This is a genomic window from Streptomyces sp. SLBN-31 (assembly GCF_006715395.1).
GTDB lineage: Bacteria > Actinomycetota > Actinomycetes > Streptomycetales > Streptomycetaceae > Streptomyces.
In genome coordinates this window covers 2,821,265-2,840,506 of sequence record NZ_VFNC01000002.1, presented here as the reverse complement: position 1 = coordinate 2,840,506, position 19,242 = coordinate 2,821,265, and the positions used below count along the sequence as shown (strand labels likewise).

The 19,242-nt window shown below is 68.9% G+C and carries 10 protein-coding genes, 1 other RNA gene and 1 pseudogene; 9 read left to right on the top strand and 3 right to left on the bottom strand.

Annotated elements, in window-relative coordinates; all coding sequences use genetic code 11:
• Positions 1-14: 14 nt before the first annotated feature.
• Positions 15-1,430, top strand: a complete 1,416-nt coding sequence (locus tag FBY22_RS32945; RefSeq protein WP_142151627.1) for a bifunctional RNase H/acid phosphatase — start codon at positions 15-17, stop codon at positions 1,428-1,430.
• A 21-nt stretch (positions 1,431-1,451) separates the two neighbouring features.
• Here FBY22_RS32945 and FBY22_RS32940 read toward each other — a convergent pair whose 3' ends face one another.
• Both FBY22_RS32940 and yaaA read right to left on the bottom strand, forming a co-directional pair.
• Positions 1,452-2,078 (bottom strand): bifunctional 4-hydroxy-2-oxoglutarate aldolase/2-dehydro-3-deoxy-phosphogluconate aldolase, encoded by a 627-nt coding sequence (locus FBY22_RS32940; protein WP_142151626.1) that lies wholly within the window; start codon positions 2,076-2,078, stop codon positions 1,452-1,454.
• 72 nt (positions 2,079-2,150) lie between these two features.
• On the bottom strand, positions 2,151-2,933 hold the full coding sequence (gene yaaA, locus FBY22_RS32935) for a peroxide stress protein YaaA (RefSeq protein WP_142151625.1): 783 nt from the start codon (positions 2,931-2,933) through the stop codon (positions 2,151-2,153).
• Positions 2,934-2,998: 65 nt separating this feature from the next.
• Here yaaA and FBY22_RS32930 point away from each other — a divergent pair, with 65 nt between their 5' ends.
• From FBY22_RS32930 to FBY22_RS32895, 8 genes and pseudogenes are all read left to right on the top strand, one after another.
• Positions 2,999-4,432: an RNB domain-containing ribonuclease gene (locus tag FBY22_RS32930; protein WP_142151624.1), complete on the top strand. Its 1,434-nt coding sequence runs from the start codon at positions 2,999-3,001 to the stop codon at positions 4,430-4,432.
• A gap of 128 nt (positions 4,433-4,560) precedes the next feature.
• Complete coding sequence (locus tag FBY22_RS32925) at positions 4,561-5,139, top strand: Uma2 family endonuclease (protein ID WP_174267318.1); 579 nt, start codon at positions 4,561-4,563, stop codon at positions 5,137-5,139.
• A gap of 45 nt (positions 5,140-5,184) precedes the next feature.
• On the top strand, positions 5,185-6,003 hold the full coding sequence (locus tag FBY22_RS32920) for an AraC family transcriptional regulator (RefSeq protein ID WP_142151622.1): 819 nt from the start codon (positions 5,185-5,187) through the stop codon (positions 6,001-6,003).
• A 22-nt stretch (positions 6,004-6,025) separates the two neighbouring features.
• Positions 6,026-6,811 (top strand): annotated as a pseudogene (locus FBY22_RS46090) (DMT family transporter); the annotation flags it as partial.
• A 112-nt stretch (positions 6,812-6,923) separates the two neighbouring features.
• Positions 6,924-7,326: RNase P RNA component class A (gene rnpB / locus FBY22_RS32910), an RNA gene on the top strand.
• Positions 7,327-7,849: 523 nt separating this feature from the next.
• Positions 7,850-14,605, top strand: a complete 6,756-nt coding sequence (locus FBY22_RS32905; protein ID WP_260845233.1) for a DUF3320 domain-containing protein — start codon at positions 7,850-7,852, stop codon at positions 14,603-14,605.
• Between the two features lie 209 nt (positions 14,606-14,814).
• Positions 14,815-16,725, top strand: a complete 1,911-nt coding sequence (locus FBY22_RS32900) for a DUF2075 domain-containing protein (protein ID WP_142151621.1) — start codon at positions 14,815-14,817, stop codon at positions 16,723-16,725.
• 178 nt (positions 16,726-16,903) lie between these two features.
• The gene (locus FBY22_RS32895) at positions 16,904-19,021 is read left to right on the top strand and encodes a DUF2075 domain-containing protein (RefSeq protein ID WP_260845330.1); all 2,118 of its coding nucleotides are present in this window, start codon (positions 16,904-16,906) and stop codon (positions 19,019-19,021) included.
• Positions 19,022-19,073: 52 nt separating this feature from the next.
• On the opposite strand, the gene FBY22_RS44605 is transcribed toward FBY22_RS32895, so the two are convergent.
• Positions 19,074-19,202: a DUF6408 family protein gene (locus FBY22_RS44605; RefSeq protein ID WP_222127822.1), complete on the bottom strand. Its 129-nt coding sequence runs from the start codon at positions 19,200-19,202 to the stop codon at positions 19,074-19,076.
• Positions 19,203-19,242: the final 40 nt, after the last annotated feature.

Genomic DNA, 19,242 nt, shown 5'->3' with positions numbered 1-19,242 from the left:
AAGGGGCTTGTGAGGTGCGGGAGTTCATCGTCGAGGCCGACGGCGGGTCGCGGGGCAACCCCGGTCCCGCCGGCTACGGCTCGGTCGTGCTGGACGCGGCGACGGGGGAGACGCTGGTCGAGGCGGCCGAGTACATCGGCGTCGCCACGAACAACGTCGCCGAGTACCGGGGGGTGCTGGCGGGGTTGCGGGCGGCGTACGGCCTGGACCCCTCCGCGACCGTGCACGTCCGCATGGACTCCAAGCTGGTCGTCGAGCAGATGTCGGGGCGCTGGAAGATCAAGCACCCGGACATGAAGCCGCTGGCCATGGAGGCGGCACGGGTGTTTCCGGCGGACCGGGTCACGTACGAGTGGATACCGCGGGAGCGGAACAAGCACGCGGACCGGTTGGCGAACGAGGCGATGGATGCGGGGGGCCGGGGGGAGCAGTGGTCGGCGGCGGAGTCGTCCGCCGAACTTTCTGCTCGCCGGGACGCCGGGTCTTCTCGCCGCGGAGCGGCGGGGTCTCTGGGCGGCGGAGCCGCTGCTGCTGATGGGGGCGGCGCTGATGGGGGCGGCGCTGATGGGGGCGGTGCTGACGGGGGCCTGTTGCCCGCGGGGGGCGGTGGCGGGGTCGGTGGTGCCGTGTCCGGGGGGTCCGTGACCTCTTCCGCCGCTTCTTCTTCTCGCCGCGGAGCGGTGGAGAGCTTGGGCGGCGGAGCCGCTGTCGCTGACGGGGCGAGGGCTGACGGCGCCGCGAAGGCCGAGGCCGACGCCCGTGCCGCGACCGCTGTCGCCGCCCCCGGCTGGGCTCCCGCCGACATGGGCACCCCGGCGACCTTCGTACTGCTGCGGCACGGTGAGACCCCGCTGACCCCGCAGAAGCGGTTCTCGGGGAGCGGCGGCACGAACCCCGCGCTGTCCGAGGTCGGACGGGAGCAGGCCGAACGCGTCGGCGCCGCGCTGGCCCGCCGAGGGACGGTGCAGGCGATCGTCGCCTCCCCCCTCGCCCGTACCGGTGAGACCGCCGCCATCGTCGCCCGGCACCTCGGCCTGGAGGTGAGCGTCGAGGACGAGATCAGGGAGACGGACTTCGGCGCCTGGGAAGGCCTGACGTTCGCCGAGGTCCGCGAGCGCTATCCGGACGACCTGACCAGATGGCTGGCCGACCCCACGGTCGAACCCTCGGGCGGCGGCGAGAGCTTCGCGGCGACGGCGACCCGTATCGCCGCGGCACGCGACAAGCTGGTCGAGGCCTACGCGGGCCGTACCGTCCTGCTCGTCTCGCACGTGACGCCCATCAAGACGTTCATCCAACTCGCCCTGGGCGCCCCGCCGGAGTCCCTGTTCCGCATGGAACTCTCGGCGGCTTCCCTGTCGGCCGTGGCGTACTACGCGGACGGCAACGCGAGCGTGCGGCTCTTCAACGACACGTCCCACCTGCGCTGAGGCCCCCGCGCGCGGGGCGCGTCACGCTCCCCGCCGCAGCCCCGCCGCCTCGCGGGCCAGCGCCTCGATGCGCCCCCAGTCGCGGGCGGCGACCGCATCCGCGGGGAGCATCCAACTGCCGCCCACGCAGCCGACGTTGGGCAACGCCAGATAGTCGGGGGCGTCGCCGGGCCCGATCCCGCCGGTCGGACAGAACCGGGCCTGCGGCAGCGGTCCGGCCAACGACCTCAGATACGCCGTACCGCCCGCCGCCCGCGCCGGGAAGAACTTCATCTCCCGCACTCCGCGTTCGAGCAGCGCCACGACCTCCGACGTGGTCGACACCCCCGGCAGGAACGGCACCCCGGACGCCCACATCGCCTCCAGCAGTACGTCCGTCCAGCCCGGGCTCACCAGAAACCGCGCCCCGGCCGCCACCGACTCCCTCACCTGTTCCGGCGTGATCACGGTCCCCGCCCCGACCACCGCGTCCGGCACCTCGGCGGCGATCGCCCGTATCGCGTCCGGCGCGACCTGCGTCCGCAGCGTCACCTCGACGGCGGGCAGCCCACCGGAGACGAGCGCCCGCGCGAGCGGTACGGCGTCCGCCGCGTCCTCGATGACGACGACGGGCACGACGGGGGCGAGATCGAGCAACGACGAGACCATGCCGACATGGTGCCCGCGCTGTGCACCCTGCGCAAAGCGCATTGCGCATACTGCAACGCGCGGCGAATGGTGTCAGTGCACCTCGTCCACCAGCACGTCGAGCATCCACGCCTTCCCGGCACCCTTCGGCGGCTCGACCTCCACCACGTACCCGAGGTCCCGCAGCGCCTCGACCAGCCCGGCCGGGTCCTTCGGCGCGACCCCGGCCGCCAGCAGGCTCCGTACGATCCGCCCCTTCGTCGCCTTGTTGAAGTGGCTGACCACCTTCCGGGTCGGCGCGTGCAGCACCCGCACGCTCGCCGTCCGCTCCGCGACCTCGCCCTTCGGCTTCCAGGCGGCCGCGTAGGCGGAGGATCGCACATCGAGGACGAGCCCGTCACCGGCGACCTCCGGCAGCACGGTCGCCATGGGCGTCCGCCAGTGCGCGCCGAGCGCACCGAGACCGGGCAGCTTCACCCCCATCGAGCACCGATAGGAGGGAATCCGGTCGGTCACCCGGACGGCACCCCACAGCCCGGAGAAGACGACCAGCGACCGGGCGGCCCGCTTCTTCGCGGCCGCGTCCAGGGAGGCGAGGTCCAGGGCGTCGTACAGCACCCCCGTGTAGATCTCCCCGGCGGGCCGCGCCCCGGCGCTCGGCAGCCCGGCGTTCTTCGCGACCTCGCCCCGCAGCCCCTCGCTCAGCCCGAGCACCTCGCGCGCCTTCTCCTCGTCCCCGGCGCACAGCTCGACCAGCTCCCCGAGGACGGCCGTACGGGCCTCCGTCAGCCCCGGCAGGGACAGCGACTCCAGCTTCAGCGGGGCGCCACGGCCGGAGGACGCCTTGCCTTCGGAGGGCGGCAGCAGGACAAGCACGGAAGATCTCCTTACGGTTGAGCTCCCGCACAGCGTACGGCGCCGGATTTACTTACCCTCGCTGTATGCCCCGCCGCCACATCCGCGTGACCGGCGCCCCCGAAGCCCCCCTCCGGGCCGCCCTCACCGCCCTGCGCGCCGAACTCGCCATCCCCGAGCGCTACCCGCCCGAGGCCCTGGCCGAGGCGGAACGCGTGTCCACGACCCCAGCCCTGCCGGCCCTGGACGCCACGGACATCCCCCTCTTCACCATCGACCCGCCCACCTCCACCGACCTCGACCAGGCGATGCACCTGTCCCGGCACGGCACCGGCTACCGCGTCCGGTACGCCATCGCCGACGTCGCCGCCTTCGTCGTACCCGGCGGGCCCCTGGACGCGGAGACGCACCGACGGGTGACGACCCTCTACTTCCCGGACGAGAAGATCCCGCTCCACCCCGAGGTGCTGAGCGAGGCCGCCGCCAGCCTGCTGCCGAACGTGACCCGTCCCGCCGCCCTCTGGACGATCGACCTCGACGCGGACGGCCGCACCCTCGCCGTCGACGTGCGCCGCGCCCTGGTCCGCAGCCGCGCCAAGCTCGATTACGCCGCCGTACAGAAGCAGATCGACGACGGAACGGCCGAAGAACCGCTGATGCTGTTGAAGGAGATCGGCGAGCTGAGGGAGCGCCTGGAGGTGGAGCGCGGCGGGATCTCCTTGAACGTGCCGGAACAGGAGATCGTCGAGCAGGACCACACCTACGAACTCACCTATCGCGCCCCGCTCCCCGCCGACGGCTGGAACGCGCAGCTCTCCCTCCTGACCGGCATGGCGGCGGCCGACCTGATGCTTGCGGCGGGCACAGGCATCCTGCGCACCCTCCCCGCCGCCCCCGACGGCGCCGTGGGCCGCCTGCGCCGCACCGCACACGCGCTGCACATCGACTGGCCCCACCACGTCTCCTACGCCCAGCTCATCCGCTCCCTGGACCCGCACGACCCGCACCACGCGGCCTTCCTCCAGGAATGCACGACCCTGCTGCGAGGCGCCGGCTACACCGTCTTCCGCGACGGCGCCCTCCCGCCCATCACCACCCACGCCGCCGTCGCCGCCCCCTACGCCCACTGCACGGCCCCGCTACGCCGCCTGGCCGACCGGTACGCGTCGGAAATCTGCCTGGCAGCGGTGCAGGGCGATCCCCCACCCGACTGGGTCATCGCCTCGCTCGACACGCTGCCCCACGAAATGACCGATGGCACCCGCCGCGCCGGAACCGTCGAACGGGAATGCGTCGACATCGTCGAGGCGGCACTGCTGGCGGGCCGGGTGGGGGAGGTGTTCGAGGCCTGCGTGGTGGACGTGGACGACCGCCAACCGACCGTGGGCACGGTCCAGTTGGAATCCCCGGCGGTCATCGGCCGAATCGAGGGCGACCGTCTGCCCCTGGGCGAACACCTCCGCGTCCGCCTCACCCAGGCCGACCCGGGAACAGCAAAGGTGCGCTTCGCGCCGGCGTGAGCTTGCGGAAGGCGGTCCCTGACGACGGAGGAGATCGTGTGCCACGATCGAGGGAACGGTTCCCGATCTCTCGGACAGGTGATCTCCCGATGTCCCAGTCTGGCGAGCGACCGAAGGAGGGGCGTGACATGACTGCCATGGCCCATGAGCCGCTCACGCAGGAACAAGTCCTGCTGGAGGGCTTTCTCGCCCTGGACACCCCGGAGGGTTTCCGGGCCGAGTTGATCGAGGGGGAGATCGTTGTGACGCCGCCGCCGGACGGGGATCACGAGAAGTACATCAGCCGAATCGTGAGGCAGGTGATCAGGCAGTCCAGGACCGACATGGACTTCTCCGGGAACAAGGGGCTAAGGCTGAAGAGCGGGGAAGCCTGCCCGAAGAACCACGTAGTCCCGGACGTTACTTTCGCGCCCATTCAGCTCGACCTCTTTGGGGGCACCGGATCCTGGATGCCCTGCGACGGCGTTGCCATGGTGTTGGAGGTGACTTCCACCAAGCCCACGGCCGACCGTGAGACCAAGCGCCGCTGCTACGCCCGTGGCGGCATTCCTCTCTATCTCTTGGTCGACCGGGACACATCCCAGGCCACGCTCTTCAGCGGCCCCGAAAAGGACGACTACCGCGAGCACTGCACGCGTCCCTTCGGTAAAGCGCTGACCCTTCCGGAGCCGTTCAAGTTCGAACTGGAGACCACGGACTTTCTCTGAGTCTCCCGGCGTTGCACCCTGTGGACGGCGGACAGGGGGCGACGCATGGAACAGGCACTGTGGACCAGGGCGCGGCTGGGCCGCTGCGGCCCGCAGCTGGACATGCTCACGGCCCGCTTCCGCCGACACGTCTACGCCCCGCACGCGCACGACGAGTTCACGATCGGCGTCTGCGTGGGCGGCTCCGAGATCATCGACTACCGGGGCGGTCGCATCCGCCCGGGACCGGGCTCCATAGTCGTCCTCTCACCCGGGGAGATGCACACGGGCGGCCCGGGCAACACCACCGACGGCTACTCCTACCGAGCCCTGTACGCGGAGCCCTCGCTCCTCACGGAAGGCACGCTGGGCGGCTTCCCGCACTTCAGCGAGCCACTGATAGACGACCCCGATCTGGCCGCGGCCATCCTCCGCACGCACACCGATCTGGGCGCGAACCCCGACCCGCTGGAGGCCGAGTCCCGCCTCCCGTGGCTCCTGACGGCCCTGGCCCGCCGCCACTCCACGGCCCGCCCGGCTACGGACACCATCCCCGGCGCGGCCGGCATCGCCACGGTCGTACGAGACCGCCTGGCGGACGAACTGCTGGACCCTCCGTCCCTGGCCGCCCTCGCCGCCGACCTCGACCTGTCCCGCTACCAGCTCCTGCGCGCCTTCCGTACGACGATGGGCGTGCCGCCGTACGCCTGGCTGGCCCAGCACCGGGTGGCCCGGGCACGAGGGCTGCTGGAGTCGGGCCTTCGCCCGGCCGAGGTGGCCGCGCTGGTCGGCTTCTCGGACCAGGCGCATTTGACCCGCTGGTTCCGGCGGGTGCTGGGGGTGACCCCGGCGGCGTACCGCAACAGCGTTCAAGACGACCGTTAGGGGCAGGGCCGAAAATCGCCGTATGACTGCACGCGGCTGGTTCCTGTTCTCCCTGATGGGAGTCGTCTGGGGCATCCCCTACCTGATGATCAAGGTGGCGGTGGACGCCCCGCTGTCCCCGTCCGTGGTCGTCTTCACGCGCTGCGCGCTCGGCGCGGCGCTCCTGGTCCCCTTCGCGCTACGACAGGGCGGCCTGGTGAAGACGGTCCGCGCCAACTGGCTGCCGATGCTGGCCTTCGCGTGCATAGAGATCATCGGCCCGTGGTTCACGCTGACGGACGCCGAACGCCACCTGTCCAGCTCGACGGCGGGTCTGCTGATCGCGGGCGTCCCGATCGTCGGAGTGGCGCTGGCCCGCCTCTTCGGCGACACGGAGCGCTTGGGGGTACGGCGGACGACGGGCCTGGCGCTGGGCCTGGCGGGCGTCGCGGTCCTCACGGTCCCGCACCTGACGGGCGGCGACGCGCGTTCGCTGGCGGAGGTGCTGCTGACGGTGGTGGGCTATGCGACGGCCCCGCTGATCGCGGCCCGCTGGCTGAAGAACGTCTCCACCTTCCAGCTCATAGCCCCCTGCCTGGCGCTGGCGGCACTGGTGTACGCGGGGCCGGCCGTGGCGACCCGACCGCCCGAGATGCCGTCGGCGACGGTGCTGGCGGCCCTCGCGGGCCTGGGCGTGATCTGCACGGCGCTGGCCTTCGTGGCGTTCCTGGAGCTGATCAAGGAGGTGGGCCCGACGCGGGCGACGGTCTTCACCTACGTCAACCCGGCGGTGGCGGTCGCGGCGGGAGCGCTGTTCCTGGGCGAGGACCTGACCTGGGGCATCGGGGCGGCGTTCGCGCTGATCCTGGCCGGCTCGGTCCTCGCCACGACGACTGGTCGGGCACGTCCGACCCGCCCGGTAACATGGTCGACACGGCAGACGAGCCGGGCGGACGGCCGCGTGGAGTCCCCTTGAGGGGCTTCCCGAGGAACGTCCGGGCTCCACAGGGCAGGGTGGTGGCTAACGGCCACCCGAGGCGACTCGCGGGACAGTGCCACAGAAAGCAAACCGCCGGGGGCTTCGGCCCTCGGTAAGGGTGAAACGGTGGTGTAAGAGACCACCAGTGCCCAGGGTGACCTGGGCAGCTAGGTAAACCCCACCCGGAGCAAGGTCAAGAGGGAGCACCCCGGTGCTCCTGCGGGGACGTTCGAGGGCTGCCCGCCCGAGCCCCCGGGTAGACCGCACGAGGCCGGCGGCAACGCCGGCCCTAGATGGATGGCCGTCGCCGGGCGGTCCGCGAGGACCTCCCGGAACAGAACCCGGCGTACAGCCCGACTCGTCTGCCGCTTCCAATACGGTCTGCACCAAGGGCAGCAACTCCCTGCCCCCGGCCGGTTCCAGCGCTGCTGGGAGTCTGCTTCGACCAGAGCTTTCGCACAACGAGTTCTGCGCACTGGAGGCTGGACAGTACAGAGTTAATCCTGAGTAAATCGGAACAAAGGTACCGATATGTCCATCGTTATGGCAAGGCGGTAAGGCCCCATCGGTGATGGCCTGCGCCCGGGAAGCGCGTCCAGATGTCGAGGCAGCGGACCCGTTGCGGAGTCGGTGCCGGCCCCTTCGCTTCTCCGGAGAAGCGAACGGGCGCAGTCGGGTTCGTGAGCGCCGTGGAAGCTGTTTGTAGTTAACACTTCACGCATTGGTGTGCTGACCGTAGAATTCCGGATTCAGGGGGGATCAGCGGGACTTGTGCGGCCACCAGGACAGCATGGACGTCTGTGGCCGCGCTTTGCGTTGGCGGCGGTGGGGACTGCTGCACGACGTCGGTGCTCGTTGGCCCAGAGACGACAACATCAGGGGCTCAACGTGACGAACGCGGGTGGCCACGAAGGCAGTCAGGAAGTCGACCGCCTCAAGGGGATGCTTGAGAGCTGGCGCACCTCACTCGTGGATCTGAGCGGCCGTAACCGGCTGCTCAATTTCCGCCACACCAAGTCGGCGACACTGGAGATCTCGACCCCGTCTGCGCAGCAGCTTGTCCAAAGCTTGTCCCGTGGCTGGGACTTCGCGCCTCTCCCGGACGACCAATCGGAAGCCGGCGAGGGAGTGCGCCCCCGAGACGTTGTCCTGGCAAAGAAGGGGGACCGCGCCGACGGCATCGTCACTCAGAAGACCACCGCGCCGTCTCTCCAGCGCGCGTTGAACAGCCTGCGCGGTAAAGCGACGCAGATTTTCAATGACTACGGCCTGTGGACCCTCAACCTCGGCGTCGGCATGCTCCGCTGGCGTGAGGACGGAGCCGAGGCAGGCAGCGATGCCCCTCTGGTTCTGATGCCGGCGGTCATCGAGCGCACGCGCAGCGGCCGGGTGCGCCTCAGGGCGAGTGACGACGAAGAACCCCGCCTGAATCCGGCCCTGAGAGTGAAGCTGCAGCAGTTCCACATCGACTGGACACCGGTCGCCGAACAGGACCCGTCGGACCCGCAGGCGGTCCTGTCCGCCGCTGCTCGCGTGGTGGCGGACAAGTCCGGATGGCAGGTCTCCGACCGTGTGGTTCTCGCGCTCTTCGCTTCCCACAAGGAGTCGATGTACCAGGACCTGCTGGAGAACGAGGGCCGGGTCCTCAACAGTGATCTCGTCCGCGCGATCGCGCTCGGCCCAAGTTCCGGACTCGCCTCTGACCGTTTCGACTTCGAGGAGATCGAGCTCGACCGGATCGATGATCTGAGCCCGCCCGAGGACAGCCCGTTGGTGCTCGACGCCGACGCCTCGCAGCGGCAGGCTGTCGCCGCGGCCGTGGTCGGGCAGTCGTTCGTCCTGGACGGCCCGCCAGGAACAGGCAAAAGCCAGACGATCACCAACATGATCGCCGGGCTCATGCACGCGGGCCGCAGCGTGCTGTTCGTCAGTGAGAAGGCCGCGGCCCTCGACGTCGTCCTCGACCGGCTGAGATCGGTGGGACTCGACTCATTCGCCCTGGCCCTCCACAGCCACAACACCAGCCGAAAAGCGGTGGCCCAGGAGCTGGGCCGGGCGCTCGGGGAAAAGCTGCTCGCACCCCAACTGTCGCAGCAGACGCTTGCGCAGGCCAAGGAGCTCCGCCTGGCCCTCAGCGCCTACGCCGAAGCAATGAACGAGGTCCGCGACCCGCTGGGACTAACCCTGCACGACGTGCTCGGTCGGGTCGGCCAGCTCTCCGAGGCCCCGGTGGCGTACCTGAGCCACGGTGACGCCACCACTACGGTTGGAGAGGCGACGTTTCGCGCCGAGACGCTGGACGGGGAAGACCTACGCCTGATCATCGAGGCGACGAAAGCCATCTCCAACGCTTGGGAGGCGGTCGCCGACCCGTCGTTCCCCTGGCGTGATCTGCGGGGCGACCTGCCGCACCCACGTCCTGTACTGGAGCAGGCGATGGCGGCGCGGGATTCGCTCGCGGCAGCCGTCGACCGGTATCGGGATCTCACCCCCGAGGGTCTGCCAGCGGCCGGCCAGAGCGGCGTCGACCGCCTGATTGCGCTCCTGCGGCTGCTCGACGTGCGAAGTCCCGTGCCAGAAGCCTGGCTGACCACCGACGCCTTCGCCGACGAGGTGGACGACCGGGTCGACGCCTTCCTCAAGGAACTGCGCACGGTTCAGCGTACGAGCGCCACCGTCCTCGCGACCGTTGGGGAGCGTTGGCAGGAGCTGTCGACCAGGCTGAAGGCCGAGGTCGGTGAAGCCGAGAAGATGCTCTCCCGGATGGCACCGCGCGGCCTCGACTTCGCCGGACTGACCGAGGGGCGAGCGCGAGAACTCGCCGGCGAGTTCGACGCAACTGCTGATGTGCTGGAGCGGACCCTGCGAAGCCTCACCCAGGTCAGTCACATCACCGGGCTCACAAATCCCGACGGCCTTGAAGAAGCACGTCATCTGTGTGACGTGATCGCTGTCGCCGGCACGGAACACCGTCCCCTCGAGCAGTGGTTGGTCCCTGAGGGCCCCGCGCTCGTGGAGGCGGCCGCGGTCGGGATCGCTGCCGATGCATTGAGCGACTTCTTCTCTCGGCGGGAGCACGTGATAGCCGCTCAGGCCCTCGCCACGGCACACGCCGGCCCGGGGTGGGCCGAACTGGGGTCAGAAGTGAGCACGGAGCGGCCGGTCAACGAACAGGCCCTCGCCTCACTGGAACCGCCGGGAATGGATATCGCCTCTTTGACCAGTCGCGAGGCCGCGGACCTGGCCAGGCGGTTCGACGCCCTCGCCGACGTTCTTGAGACAGCCGCCGGGGACGCCAACTCGGTTGCCGAGCGCCTCGGATGCGGCAGGCCGAAAGCGACGTCTGACGCCGAGGACTTGGCCATGCTCGTGGACCTGACCACAGCCTCGGACCGTGCCCTCGAAGCTTGGCTCGATCCCCGCGCGCTGCTCGGTGTCCAGGCTGCCGTCGCGGAGATCTCCGCTGCCGCCGAGGAACTGAGAGTCGCCGAAAAAGCGGCCTGTGACACCTTTGTGCCCGAGGCCGTCTCCACGCCCGAACTGCCCGAAGCCGTCCAGCGACTCGCGGCGGGCCGGCAAGGACTCGCCGGCATGTTGTCCAGCGGCATCCGTGCCGACCGGAAGCTCGTGGCCGGAGTGACGCACGGTGGCTCGTGGCGCGGAGAGCTCTACGACAAGCTGCCGCTCCTCGACGCCTGGTACACCGCGCACCGGAAGCTGCAATCGCTGGCGGCCACTCATGCCGAGGTCATCGGTCGCTACAGGGGCGTCGACTTGCCCGATGTTCCTGTCCTGCGCAAGGCTCTCGAGCACGCCGAAGCAGTGCACGCACTCGCGCCGGAAACCGTCGCCGACCCCTACCGCCGGAGTCTGCTGGCCGTACATCTGACAGACGGCCGAAATCCGCAACCCGCCCTTGTCGACTTGGGTGCGTCGCTGCGGGACGGACTTGCCAAATGGCGATCGGACTTGTCCACTCCCTCGCTTGCACCTCATGCGGCCGACCTCATCAAGCGTCCGCTCGACGATGCTGCCCGCTGGCTCAGAGCTCACCTGGCTCCCTTGCGACAGGCCGTTACGCTCCTGGACACGGTGGCCGCTGTCGGGCGTCGAGAAAGCAGCCCCGGAATCGAGCACACTCTCGCCTCCGCACGCCGTGCGGTTGCTGCGGCGCACGCGGCTCAGACGGAGACAGCTGCATTCGCCGCTCGGTCCACGACTGACCGCCGCCTCCTGGGACCCTGGTACCGAGGACTCGACACACAAGCCGATGATCTGCGTGAAGACACACTCCATGGCGTGACAGATCACGAATCCGTGAGCGACTTCCTTCGCCGCGGTCTGCGCCTGACACAGCAGCAACCGGGACCGTATGCGACGGAGGAACAGCGCGAATTCCTGGGTCGCTATGCCCCGGACGGGCACCTCATCACCGAAGCCCTGTGTGCAGCCTGGGGCTCCGCTCGGCTGGTCGCCTGTCTCGCGTCGGACACGATCAGCGACCCCGCGCGCCGCAGCGACCTCGTCGCGGTGCTGGCAGATGGCCGCCCCCAATCGCCTGAAGTCCTTGCACAGGCGAAGCAGATTCGGCGTGACCTGGAAATCTGGGACGAGTTCACGAGGCAGCAACACGTCGCGGCGGTTGGCACGGCCCTTGCCGCCCGCCCTCTGCACCGGGCGGCGAGTTGGCTCCGAGCGCACGTGGAACCCTTCGAAGAGGCGGCCGACCTCATCCGATCCACCGCCCGCGTTACGGAGAGAGACGGGGGCCTGACCCTTTCAGAGGCCAGGGATGCGGTGGCCGCCGTCGTCGCTGCCCGTGCCGCTGAGGCTGCATTCGTGGACAACGCAGCCGTGTACCACAGCCTTCTCGGTTCCCTGTACCGCGGTGTGCAGACAGACCGTGATGAGGTTCTGGACGCGCTGGACTGGGCGCAGAAGGTCCGCCGTACCGCACATGGCGGTCACTCGGCGTCCCTGCCCCAAGCAGCGGCCCGATTGATGCTCGCTGCGCCCGCCGATTCCTCTATCGCGGCGCGCGCCGACGACTGGAGCCGCCAGCGCGAGGCACTTGTCGGGTGTTTCGGGTCTGAACGGGCGGAGGAGCTGCGACGCGAACTCGCCGAGTCCCTCCCCGCGGCTGAGTCCGTCCTGTCCCGCCTGGACCGCGACCCTTCCGGCCCGGAGGCGTGGACCAGCTGCGCCGACGCGCTGACCCGGCTGCGCCGCCACCACTTGGACGGACTACCCCACCAGTTGGCACGCCGGGACGTCTCGGCTGAGGACTTCCCCGCTGCGATCGAGCGTGCGGTGCTCACCTCTTGGGTGGAGCACCAACTCGCCACGGACCAGAGGCTGCAGCCGATGAGGGCTGCGGAACGCGACCAACTGGTGGAGCGGTTCCAGAACGCGGATCAAGACATGATCGCGGCGGCTCACGCCGAGGTCATCGCGGCCTGCAATGCCCGTCGTCCACGCCGCACATCGGTGGGACAGGCCGCGGTGATCCGCCGGGAGGCGGAGAAACAGCGTCGCCACATGCCCGTACGACAGCTGTTGAAAGAGACAGGCGAGGTCGTACGGACGATCAAGCCGTGTTTCATGATGAGTCCGCTGACCGTCAGCCAGTTCCTGCCTCCGAACTTCCAGTTCGACGTCGTCATCTTCGACGAGGCCTCTCAGGTGTTGCCCCAGGACGCGGTGAACTCGGTCTACCGCGGGAAGGCGCTCATCGTGGCGGGCGACCAGAAGCAGCTGCCACCGACCTCGTTCTTCAGCGCGGGTGGCGACGGTGACGACGGCGACGAGTGGGACGACGATGCCACCGACAGCTTCGAGTCCATCCTCGACGTGTGCAAGGCCAGCGGTGTGCTCCATGGACTGCCGCTGCGATGGCACTACCGCAGCCGGCACGAGAATCTGATCGCCTTCAGCAACCACGACTTCTACGACAACCGAATGGTCACCTTCCCGGGTGCGTTGGAGCAGGGGCCGGACATCGGCATCGAATTCGTCAAAGTGGAGGGCGTCTACGACCGAGGCGGACGCAGCGACAACCCGATCGAGGCCGCCAAGGTGGCCCAGCGCGTCATCCACCACTTCGACACCCGCCCCACGCACACCCTCGGCGTGGTTGCGCTGTCGAAGGCCCAGGCGGACGCCATTGAAGAAGCGGTGCAGAAGGCCAGAGCGGCGCGTCCGGACCTCGACCACCACTTCAAGGAAGGCCGACTCGATGGGTTCTTCATCAAAAACCTCGAAACGGTGCAGGGAGATGAGCGCGACGTCATCATCCTGTCCATCGGCTACGGTCCCGACCACCGGGGCAAGCTGCTGTCGACGTTCGGCCCCATCAACCGGGAGGGCGGCTGGCGACGCCTGAACGTCGCCGTGACCCGTGCCCGACGCCGAATGGAGGTCGTCGCCTCCTTCTACGGTGGCGACCTGCCGGACAGCCCCAACAAGAGCGTGCAGCACCTCAAGCGGTACCTGCAGTACGCACAGTACGGTCCTGCGACCCTTCAGACCGAGGCCGCAGATCCGGACGCGGCTCCCGAGAGCCCCTTCGAAGAGGAGGTCATCGACGTACTGCGCGGGTGGGGGTATGAGATCCAGCCGCAGGTGGGAGTCGCAGGTTTCCGCATCGACATGGCCGTACGGCACCCGGGCGCGCCTGGCACATACGCACTGGGGATCGAATGCGACGGCGCCATGTACCACTCCTCACGGGCGGCCCGCGACAGGGACCGGCTTCGCGAGGCGGTCCTGCGAGACCTCGGGTGGAAGCTTCACCGGATCTGGGGCACGGACTGGTACCGCAACCGCCGGGACGCGATGGCACGGTTGCGGGCCGCGGTGGAAGCAGCGTGCGCGGAGGATCCGCATGCGGTGAAGGTCACGCCGCCGGTCGCCGGGGGTGGCGGAAGCCATGACGGAGGCGATACGGCGGAAACCGCGGACGACTTCGTGGGCACGACGGCCGAAGTCCCGGTAGGCGTCGGTGGTGGTCCTGTCACTCCACGCGTGGAGTTTGTGACGGTCGACGACGGACCTGTGCCCTGGAGCCGTCCTTACCAAGATGTCGATCTCGACATGCTCGCGGCGGCACGGGAGCGGGCGAGTCGCGAGCGTGGCCTTTGGAACCTGGAGCTGCAGGACCCTGGGGCCATCGATGTGGTGGCAGATGTGGCGCTGTGTGTCGTCGAGGTCGAAGGACCGGTGGAGAAGGAAGTCATCTATACCCGGGTCCGTCTTGCATGGGGCCTCGGACGAGCCGGCCAGGTGGTCCGCGACCGCATCGACCGCGCCCTTCGTCGTCTACTCAATCAGGGCAAGATCGTTCACGTGGGGACGGCCTATGACAGGCCCGGCCGTCCGACGGAGTTTGCTCGCATGCCAACGGAACGGTGCGCCCGACGGGTGACGGAAGTGCCTGCAACAGAGCGGCAGCTCGTGCTCAGGAACGTGGTCGAGGAAGGACCGGGCGTTCAGCGCGAAGAGTTGCTGCGGGAGGTGGCCCGCTTTTTCGGGTGGGCACGGCTGGGGGCCGACATCCGGGACTCGCTGACAGGTGACATCGACGCCTTGATCGCCGTCGGTGACCTGGTCGAGGCGGAAGGCGGAGTAATGCCTGTCGACCACTGAGCATCCGCGGACCGGTTGGACGTCGGCAGAAGTGTCCCTGCACGGCGTCCGCCGTCGAAATCACGAGCACTGGTTCGACACTCAGTACCGCCAGGTACCCTCGGACACATCGTCAACGCGGCCCGCCGGGCTTCCGCTCCACCTTGGTGGAGTCTCGAAGGACATGCCCCCACCCGCACGAGTCTTTTCGTGCTGCCTGGGGGAAGTCCTTGCTGTTCCGCGCGTCCGCGAAAACGGTCGCCGTCATGGCACTCGACGGTTCGCTGTTCCTGCATCTCACCGACAAGTTCGTCCACATGCACGGCTACCGGCCCGGCGTCTCGGAGGCGCGGTCCTGGGAACGCAGCATCCCGGTCCTGGCCGCCGTGCTCAACGACGCAGGCCTCGGCGACGTGGAGGTCATGCTGGAGTACTCACTCCCGCTGAACAGCAAGCGCGCCGACGTCGTCCTCGCCGGAGTGCACCCGGTCACGGGGGAGCCGTCCTACGTCGTGGTGGAACTGAAGCAGTGGAGTCAGGCGACTCCGCACGAGGACGACCCCACCCTGTGCCATGTCGACGCCTACGCGCACCCCGTGCTCAACCCGATCGAACAGGTGCGGCGGTACTGTGACTACCTGGTCAACTTCAACGGCGCGGTGGCCGAGCACGGCGAGCGGATCCACGGAGTGGCCTTCCTGCACAACGCCACCGAGTTCGGGGTGACGGGGCTGCGGGAGATCGAGCGCGACGGGCAGGGACTGCTCTTCACGGGGGAGCGTCGCGGTGCGTTCCTGGACCACCTCCGTTCGAAGCTGAGCGACAAGCACCCCGGTGCCCGTGCGGCGGACGAACTGCTCGCGGGCGCCACCGTGCCGTCGAAGCAGTTGATGTCCGTGGCGGCTCAGGAAGTGCGGGAGCGTCAGCAGTTCGTCCTCCTCGACGAGCAGCAGGTCGCCTACCGCATGGTGCTCAACGCGGTGGAGCGGGCGAAGCGCGCCGACCACAAGGAAGTCGTCATCGTCACCGGCGGCCCCGGTACGGGGAAGAGCGTGATCGCGCTCCAACTGCTCGGCGAGCTCTACCGGCGGGGTGTGGCCGCGGTCCACGCGACCGGTTCGCAGTCGTTCACCAAGACGATGCGCAAGGTGGCCGGCTCCCGGAAACGGGAGGTCCAGGATCTCTTCAAGTACTTCAACAGCTTCATGACCACGGAGAAGAACAGCCTGGGCGCTCTGATCTGTGACGAGGCGCACCGCATCCGGGAGACGTCCGCCAACCGCTACACCCGCGCGGCACTGCGGACCGGGAGGGCACAGATCGACGAACTCATCGACGTGGCCCACGTACCGGTCTTCTTCCTCGACGAGCACCAAGTGGTGCGTCCCGGTGAGATGGGCACCGTGGAGGAGATCCGTGAGGCCGCGGCCAGAAGGCGTATCGACTGCCATGTCGTGCCCCTGGAAAGCCAGTTCCGCTGCGGAGGCAGCGACGCCTATCTGCGCTGGGTGGTCCGGCTCCTGGGCCTCGAGCCCGGCGGGCCGGTCGTGTGGGAGCCCGACGACCGCATGCAGTTGCTGGTCGCGGAAAGTCCTGAAGAACTGGAGGCGTTCCTCGACGCCCGCCGCGCTGAGAAATACGGCGCCCGGATGTCCGCGGGCTACTGCTGGCGGTGGTCCCCCGAGCCCAAGCCAGGCGATCCGCTGCCTCTCGACGTCGTCATCGGGGGCTGGGCCCGGCCCTGGAACCTGCGCGGGGACCGGTCGGTCTCCGGCGCGCCCCCGTCCGCGCTGTGGGCCACCGACCCTGCGGGCTTCGGGCAGATCGGCTGCGTCTACACCGCCCAGGGGTTCGAGTACGACTGGTCCGGCGTCATCATCGGCCCGGACCTGGTCTGGAGGGGTGACCGCTGGGTCACCGACCGCACCGCCTCCAAGGACCCGGTCTTCAAGAAGTCCACATCGGACACCGATGTGGACCGTCTCATCCGGAACACGTACAAGGTGCTGCTGACGCGGGGGATGGTCGGCACGATCGTGTACTCGACCGATCCGGAGACCCGGGAGAAGCTGCGGGAGCTGGTGTCCGGCCGACCGGGGTCACGGCCTGTCGCGGTCCAGGAGTCCCTTCTGCGGCGGTGAGCGCGTGATATCCGGCCATGATGGCGGTGCTTCCAGCCGACCGATGTGTCGTGTGCGCCGGGAAGGGCGATTACTTCCTTAAGATCCCAGGCGTCATTGCGGCCCGACGGGCTTCCCCATGTGGACATGCCCCCATCCGCACGAGTCACTCGTGCCCTGGGGGATCCACCTCGTGTCCATGCTCCTGCTGAAACTGGCAGCGCGGGATCTGCTGAACCTGAACTCGAGACGCCGTATGGTGCCCCACCTCGCCGCGAGGTGGAAGCACTTCCTCAGCACCGACGCCTCGTTGACCGAACGTTCCGCTTGGGCAGAGAGCCTGGTGCATCTCGCCGAGGATCTGGTCGCCGCCGACCGGGGGAACGTCGAGATGGTCGTCGAGTGCGCGGCCACGCTCGACGAGATCGACCGCCCGGGGGACCCGCGCCTCATCGACGTCGTCCTCGTGGGCCATCATCCCGAGGAGAACGGGCTGTCCGTCCAACTCGTCGAGCTGAAGCGCTGGTCGACCGTGACCCGGGTGGAGCGAGCCACCGCCGAGCTGGTGCATGTCCCCGGTATGGGCGCGAAGAAGCATCCCGCGCTGCAACTGCGCGAGTACTACGAGGCGTTCACGAGTGACAGGGGACCGCTGCACGGGCTGAACTACGAGTGCGGCGGCTTCGCCTATCTGCACAACGCCACCGACGCCGCGGTGCTCCCGCTGGTCGGAGTGGACGCGCCGACCGGTTCCTACGCCCGTGTCTACACGGGTGATCGCCGCCCCCAACTGCTGTCGGACCTGCGGAGCAGCTTCGCCGCCGACGGCGCCGACTCGGCGGCCGAGACCCTTTTACGGAGCATGGGCCTGCGCAACACCCCGCTGCTCGACGCCATGATCCGCTCCAGCGGCGAGGACACGGTCTTCACCCTGCGCGGCCGTCAGAAGGAGGTTGCGAACCAGATCCTCGAGACGGCCGCGAAGGTGCTTCCCGATCCCCGGCAGCCCGCGCTCCTCCCCGACGAGCGACGGGTGGTCTTCCTCGTCACGGGCGGTGCCGGCACCGGCAAGAGCGCCATCGGCCTCCAGCTCAAGGCCGAACTGGAGGCGGAAGGCCGCACGGTCAAGTATGCGAGCGGCAGCAGGGCCTTCAACGGCGCCCTGCAGGAGCATGTCGGTTTCGGCGACCGGGAGTTCAAGGAGACCTTCACCTACTTCAGCAACTTCGTCGCCCCGCCCGACCCGCCGCTGGACGTGCTGATCTGCGACGAGGCCCACCGCCTGCGCGACCGCTCCACCAACCGCTTCTGGAAACCCGAGGACTGGGGCACCAAGCCTCAGGTGGACGAGCTCCTCGAGGCCTCCCGGTTGACGGTGTTCTTCCTCGACGAGGGTCAGTCCGTACGCCCGCAGGAGGTCGGCACCGCCGCTCTCGTGGAGGATGCGGCACAGCGCTACAACGCCGTTCTGGTCCGTAGCTGCCTGCGGGAGCAGTTCCGGTGCGGTGGCAGCGATGCCTACATTCGCTGGGTGCGCGGAGCGCTGGGGGTGTCCGACGCGGAGCCGGAGCTGTGGACCCCGGACGGACTGATGCACGTCGAGGTCGTGGACTGCCCCGAGGAACTCGAGCGGATCATCCGTTCCGAGGCCGGGGCGGGTGCGTCCGCGCGTATGGTCGCCGGATACTGCTGGCCCTGGACGAAGCCGCTGGGCAAGGAGAAGCGGCTCGAGCCCGATGTCCGGATCGGTGACTGGCACCGGCCGTGGAACGCGGACAGCGAGTCTTTCTGCGAGAACAAGACCGTCCCACCGTCCAAGATCTGGTCCGTGCACGAGAACGGCCTCGGCCAGATCGGCTGTGTGTACACCGCGCAGGGCCTGGAGTGGGACTGGTGCGGCGTGATCATGGGCGAGGACATGGTGCGCCGGGGTGACCACTGGGTGTTCCGGCGGGGCAAGGAGAGGGCGGACAAGGAGGCGGGCGTCAAGCGGGTCGCCGTTCCCGGGTCGTTCGATCCCAAGGTGAAGCCGAAGAGCGTGGACGATGAGGAGTTCGCCCGCCTCGTCCGGCACGCGTACCACGTGCTGATGACCCGGGCGAGCCGGGCGACCGTGCTCTATTCCACGGACGAGGAGACCCGGGAGTATCTGAAGGGGCTTGTCGGCGACGTCCAGATCCACGGTCTGCGCCCCACCTGGGAGAACCTGCCGGAGCAGGCGCGACAGCCACATCTGCCCCGTCCCGCCCGAGGACGGCGCCGCCGCAGGAAGCGTCAGAAGAAGGACACCCCGCCCGGGGAGATGCGCCTTTTCTGAAACGGTGGACCGGTAGGTGGAGTGGCGGGCTCCCGGGCCCGCCACCTGCCGGTCAGAAGACCAGGCGCGCTACCACGGTCAGCGCCGTCACCAGCAGATTGGTGATGACTCCTACCGCGACGTCGACCAGAATCTGACGAATCCGGTCACGACGTGCAGGCTTGTACTCAACGGGGTTCATCGGTTTCCACTCCTGAGCGTGAGCTGGGAATGGCAGGGAT